This is a genomic window from Vibrio sp. 10N.261.46.A3, from assembly GCF_041472995.1.
GTDB classification, from domain to species: domain Bacteria; phylum Pseudomonadota; class Gammaproteobacteria; order Enterobacterales; family Vibrionaceae; genus Vibrio; species Vibrio coralliirubri.
In genome coordinates, this window is record NZ_JBFRRH010000091.1 from 1 (window position 1) to 5,234 (window position 5,234).

The 5,234-nt window shown below is 42.4% G+C and carries 4 protein-coding genes and 1 pseudogene; 2 read left to right on the plus strand and 3 right to left on the minus strand.

Features of this window, described 5'->3' with window-relative positions; translation table 11 throughout:
• From AB4484_RS19870 to AB4484_RS19880, 3 genes and pseudogenes are all read right to left on the minus strand, one after another.
• The coding region (locus tag AB4484_RS19870) for a DUF1016 N-terminal domain-containing protein (RefSeq protein ID WP_372079979.1) at positions 1-439 on the minus strand (439 nt) is incomplete at its 3' end.
• A gap of 8 nt (positions 440-447) precedes the next feature.
• Positions 448-1,737: a restriction endonuclease subunit S gene (locus AB4484_RS19875; protein WP_372079981.1), complete on the minus strand. Its 1,290-nt coding sequence runs from the start codon at positions 1,735-1,737 to the stop codon at positions 448-450.
• Positions 1,727-3,432: pseudogene (locus AB4484_RS19880) on the minus strand (N-6 DNA methylase). The gene AB4484_RS19875 and the pseudogene AB4484_RS19880 overlap by 11 nt, the downstream one beginning before the upstream one ends.
• A gap of 110 nt (positions 3,433-3,542) precedes the next feature.
• Between AB4484_RS19880 and AB4484_RS19885 the strand changes: the two are divergent.
• Together AB4484_RS19885 and AB4484_RS19890 are read left to right on the plus strand one after the other, a co-directional pair.
• Complete coding sequence (locus AB4484_RS19885) at positions 3,543-4,139, plus strand: tyrosine-type recombinase/integrase (protein ID WP_372079983.1); 597 nt, start codon at positions 3,543-3,545, stop codon at positions 4,137-4,139.
• 238 nt (positions 4,140-4,377) lie between these two features.
• Positions 4,378-5,073 carry a hypothetical protein gene (locus AB4484_RS19890; protein WP_372079985.1) on the plus strand — a complete coding sequence of 232 codons (696 nt, stop codon included), beginning with the start codon at positions 4,378-4,380 and terminating at the stop codon, positions 5,071-5,073.
• The last annotated feature ends 161 nt before the right edge of the window (positions 5,074-5,234 follow it).

Below are 5,234 nucleotides of genomic sequence, written 5' to 3' on the forward strand. Positions count from 1 at the left end.
TTTGTGTATAAGAGTCAGCTCTAGACCAGCCGTTTTTAATGGTTTCGTTGGCATACCATAAGCGTTCGTCCTTCGACCCCAACTTTTGAATCAGCAACACATTATGACCCCAAGGTATTTGTCCAACAGCTTGTTGGACAATTGGGTTGGATTCAAAATCAGGCCAAGCTTGTGCAAAAGCCCGCATACTCATCAAATTACTGCGAGATAGTCCTTTCATCGCGGGAAAGGCTTGCTTCAGATCTTGAGCCAGGACATCAACAACCTTAGCGCCCCAACCTTGATCCTGTTGTTTCATGGCAATTTGATGACCAATAGACCAATAAAGCGCCACTAACTCAGCATTAACCGCGAGTGACGCTTTTTGTTGTGACTTCTGTACTTGCTGTTTAAGGGCTAGAAGCCAATTCTGATAATCAAGGTTAGTGGTTAAAGTCATGGGCATATCTATTTGGTCTCTAACTCGATTTCGCCTAAAAGCAATTTAGGAAGTAGCGTATCGCGCAAGGCAGCAAGAGTTCGATTCTCACTACCGTGGCTCTTAATCATCTGCATATTTGGAGCAACAAACTCATCAAACTTTTCCAAGATTGAAATCGGAGGGAGAGCAAACGGCATTGTTTCGACTGTTTTGGCTTGTGCTCTTTGACGCCCACTTGTACCAGTCATACTTTGAATAGCAAACTTTCTAAAAGGTTCAAATCGAGCCATGTAATAACTGAAATACTTATAGCTATCTAACTTCGATCTCATCACGATATATTCAGTAGAACCCCAGCCAACTTGTTCATCTTCAAGGAAATCAACATATGCACTTTTACCATTTTCTAAACATGGTGTGATACGTGCCAACAGTGAGTCACCGTTCATGAATTTTGTTCCGCTTCCCATTTCACGGTCATAAATATCTAACGCAAGATGACCAGAAGTTGGCATATTTTTCATATCCAAATAAGGTGCAATTGTGCCTTTTTTAAGAATTCTCTTTGGATTGAAGTCCATCAAGTCAGATAGAGCACCAACCTCCCAACCTTCAGGAATCAAACCCAACTCAGACTCAACGAGCTTTTCTGGGAATAGCGAGGCAGTAGCCGCATCCATTCCCTCTGGTTGCTCACCATTCATCTTGGCTTTTACTGGTTCAAAATCGACAAACCATGACTTGAAGATAGATTGTGCCATCTCTTCTAAGGTTTGGTTGGTTTTAGTATTACAAACTAATTTGTTGCTTAAAGACTTTAAAACTTGAGATATTTTGTGCTGCTCAAGCAATGGAGGTATAGGCAAGATAACCTTTCTAAGCTCACTTTGTTTAATGCCTTTAACAGTAGAGCCTGATGCGCGAGACTCTAATTGGTGTTGAACGAAATCACTCTGTAGAGCACACAGAAGGAAGTCACTATCCAATAAGCCCTTTTTACCTCTAAGGGTCACAATACGCTGAGCTAGTGCTACATTAGCACTTGTTAATTGTGCTGTTTCCCCTAAAGGAGCTTCTGTTGTCAAAACCACATCACCAACTTGTGGTAACCCTCGAACCATCCATGAGTCATAGTTGCCTTCTGCAATAAACTCAAAAGGCTCAAGGACATACCCACACTTCACAATTTTAGCTGTGATAAGAGGTATACCTGATTCTGTTTTCTTTGGTGTTTTCCCTCGATAGTCAATAATCGCATCCATAGCATCTTCGAGAGGAATTAACTGCCAATCGCGAGGTAGGTTATCAAAGCTCATAACCCAACCCCGCTAGGTTCTTCTTAATTTCAGCTTCTAACGTTGCAGACTCAGTAAACTGCTCGCTCAACTTAACGGTTAAGGTTGCCATCTTCTCAGCAAAAGGAACACCGTCATCTTCTTCCTCAGCAGCGCCAACATAACGGCCCGGTGTTAGTACAAAATCATGCTTGGTTATTTCTTCAAGCGTTGCTGATTTACAGAAACCTGCCTGGTCTTCGTATGCCACACCATGTACTTCTACGCCTGTTTTCCAAGCATGGAATAGGTCTGCAACTTTTTTAATATCATCGAAGCTGAAATCACGTAGTACACGGTCTTTCATGAAACCAAGGTTACGCGCATCAATAAAAAGCACTTCACCTTTACGTCCACGTAGCTTTCGGCCCGATTTATCAACACGAGGATTCTTGTTCTTAGTTAAGAACCAAATACACGCAGGAATCTGTGTATTAGTAAACAGTTGACCGGGAAGCGCTACCATACATTCAATCAAGTCATTTTCGATTAATGCCTGACGAATAGTACCTTCATTGTTGGTAGTCGAACTCATAGAGCCGTTTGCCAACAGAAGCGCCTGAGAGCCTTCAGGTGCTAGGTGATGAAGCATGTGCTGCATCCATGCGAAGTTCGCATTACCTGATGGTGGTTTCCCGTATTTGAAGCGAGGATCGTTATCATCAACACCCGTGTTCCACTCTTTCATGTTGAATGGAGGGTTAGCCATGATGAAGTCAGCACGTAAATCTGGATGCTGTACATTGGTGTAGGTACTTGCAGGCTCTTTACCGAAGTCGTAATCAAGACCACGAATCGCCATGTTCATCGCTGCTAGCTGCCACGTTGTATGGTTGTATTCCTGACCGTAGATAGAGATCTTCTGCTTCTGAGTAAGGGCATCAACCTTCTTCTCGTTTGCATGACGCTCGATGAATTTCTCTGATTGAACAAAGAAACCACCAGAACCCATTGCAGGGTCATAAACACGACCTTCAAACGGTTCAATCATCTCAACAATCAGCGTTACGATTGATGCTGGAGTATAGTTAATTGACCGCCTTTTTTACCTTCAGCCAGTGCAAACTGACCAAGCATGTATTCGTATACGTGACCTAAGATGTCTTTACTGTTTAAGTCTGCATGAACAAACGGGATTGTCGCGATCAGGTTGATAAGCTCATTCAGCTTAGCTTGGTCAATCTTCAATGAAGAATATGACTTGTTAAGCACACCTTTCAGTTTCGGGTTATCGCGTTCAATACCTTCAAGGGCATTATCAATAAGATGACCAACAGAAGTGATTTTCTTTGGCTTACCATTAATATCAAGTTCAGCACCACCAATAACCAATGGGCCGTTATCTTGCAGGAACTGCCAACGAGATTCAGTAGGTAGCCAGAACACGTTTTTCTCTGTGTAGAAGTCGCGCTGTTCCAGTTCAATCGCAATCTCTTCTGCTAGTTCTTCTTCAGAATAATCAGCAGGATCTAAGTAGTATTCGTGCTCAGTGTTAGCAATGTCAGCTTTAATCTCATCCTGACGCAGCTTAAACGCATCAGAGACGTATTTAACGAAGATTAGACCTAGCACTGCGTGTTTGTACTGCGCGGCGTCTAGCGTTGAGCGTAGCTTGTCTGCGGCGTTCCAAAGCTTGCCTTCAAGCTCTTTCAAATACTGTTGTTCTGTTTGATTCATTAGAAGTTTTCTTGTTATAGAAATATTCCGTCAATCATACCACTGGATGCAGCATTGTCTTTGATTTCTGCCTTACTTAAAGAGCATTTTTATGAAGTAAGGAGCACATTATGGAAGCTTGGAATAAAGGAAAGCGTGTAGGTCAGAAGAAAGCCTTCAAACTAGAGGACATTTGGCGCATCCGTATTCGACTTGAATTGGAGGAACGCTTGTTTGAGTTGGCACTGTTCAATCTAGCCATCGACTGTAAGTTGAGGTCGTGTGATTTACGTAACTTGAAAGTTCAAGATGTCAGCCGAAGTGGTTGTGTGATGTCGAGAACAATCGTCAAACAGCAGAAGACCCAGCAGGAAGTACACTTCGAGATAACACCCAAGACTCAACAAACATTGTCGCAGTGGATCATTCAAAATTCATTGTCACCAACAGACTACCTGTTTCCAAGTCCACGCCGTGAAGGACAACCCATCTCGTACCATTACTACACCACCATGGTTAACCGATGGGTTACTGATATCGGGCTAGATAAAACGCAATACGGCACACATTCACTGCGCCGAACAAAGGCTTCTTTGATCTACGCCAAGACCAAGAATCTTAGGGCTATTCTGTTACTTCTGGGTCATGCTAAGCTCGAAAGCACGATTGAATACCTTGGTGTCGAGATTGAAGATGCGTTAAGGATATCGGAGAGTTGTGAGACGTAAAAACCTTAGAGCTTCTTATAGCAGAATGACAATAAGGAAACACAGTGGACGCAAACGCCCTGACGGTGCTAGCCATATTAGTCGCAGGATATACACTACTCGCCGAAGAGAAGCGAATTGACTTGAAACTTAGGTTCTCATGGGTTGATAAATCCGTAGTTTGCTTTCTTGTCAGCGCTCTACTCTATGCAATCTACCTACCTGTGTTGAATGCTATTGACTTAGCTTTGCCGTTCAAATGGCTATGGGGTTTGATGAGAAGGTAACAGCCTTTACTGCTATCGTTGCGATCTTACTTTACTTAGCTTTAAAGCTCGGTGGAAAACGTCTGCCTAAGTCAAAAACTACTGACTGGCAAAAAGCATCAAGTCATTTACTCAGAAATCAGAAGTTTGAACAATTGGCATTCTTATTAGATAAATATCATCATCAGTTCTTACTAGCCTTTCATGATCGTTGGTTCGACCAAGTTCGAGCTAGATTAATGGCACCTTATCGTCCTTCAATTCAGGATCTAATTGAGCTGGAATTGGGCAAAGAATCTGACGATAATTCAATGAGTAGCCTTGTCAAAACAACTCTTGTTAATCTGATGAAGCCTTTTGCATTCACACTGTCGTATTGTTTGCCTGATCATAGAAAATACAGAGAAGATGTATCCGCAAGCATTTCTGCGATATTTAAGTCCCACCTTTTTGTTAGGCACTTAGCTCAAACACAACCATTGCTTTGTGCGAAATTTACAAAAGTTCATTTTAGTGCTGATGACGAATTTACTACGTTGTTTTTAAAAGAACTGATTGCCAACACATCAAGCCCTCTCTACCGAGAGCTTCAAGATAACCCAAATTGCTCTTATACAGGTGAGTATTACATTGATGACTCTAACCCTCTGTTGAGCTTCTACTTCAAAGATATCGAAATTGCTTCTTGAACCGGCGACGTTGTCGCCTGAGCGGCCTACGGCCGAAAACAAAGAGACTCAACCGACTAGGCCGCTTTGCATGAATCGTTTATCCTATAGGACATGTTTCCAAATAAGCCCATCAAACAACTCTTCAATGCCAACAATAATTGGCTAAGCTTCCTTAATAA

Bases quoted from the DNA above. Each gene is read 5' to 3' on its own strand.
- AB4484_RS19875 (WP_372079981.1), bottom strand. From the start codon at position 1,737: ATGAGCTTTGATAACCTACCTCGCGATTGGCAGTTAATTCCTCTCGAA.
- AB4484_RS19885 (WP_372079983.1), top strand. From the start codon at position 3,543: ATGGAAGCTTGGAATAAAGGAAAGCGTGTAGGTCAGAAGAAAGCCTTC.
- AB4484_RS19890 (WP_372079985.1), top strand. From the start codon at position 4,378: ATGGCTATGGGGTTTGATGAGAAGGTAACAGCCTTTACTGCTATCGTT.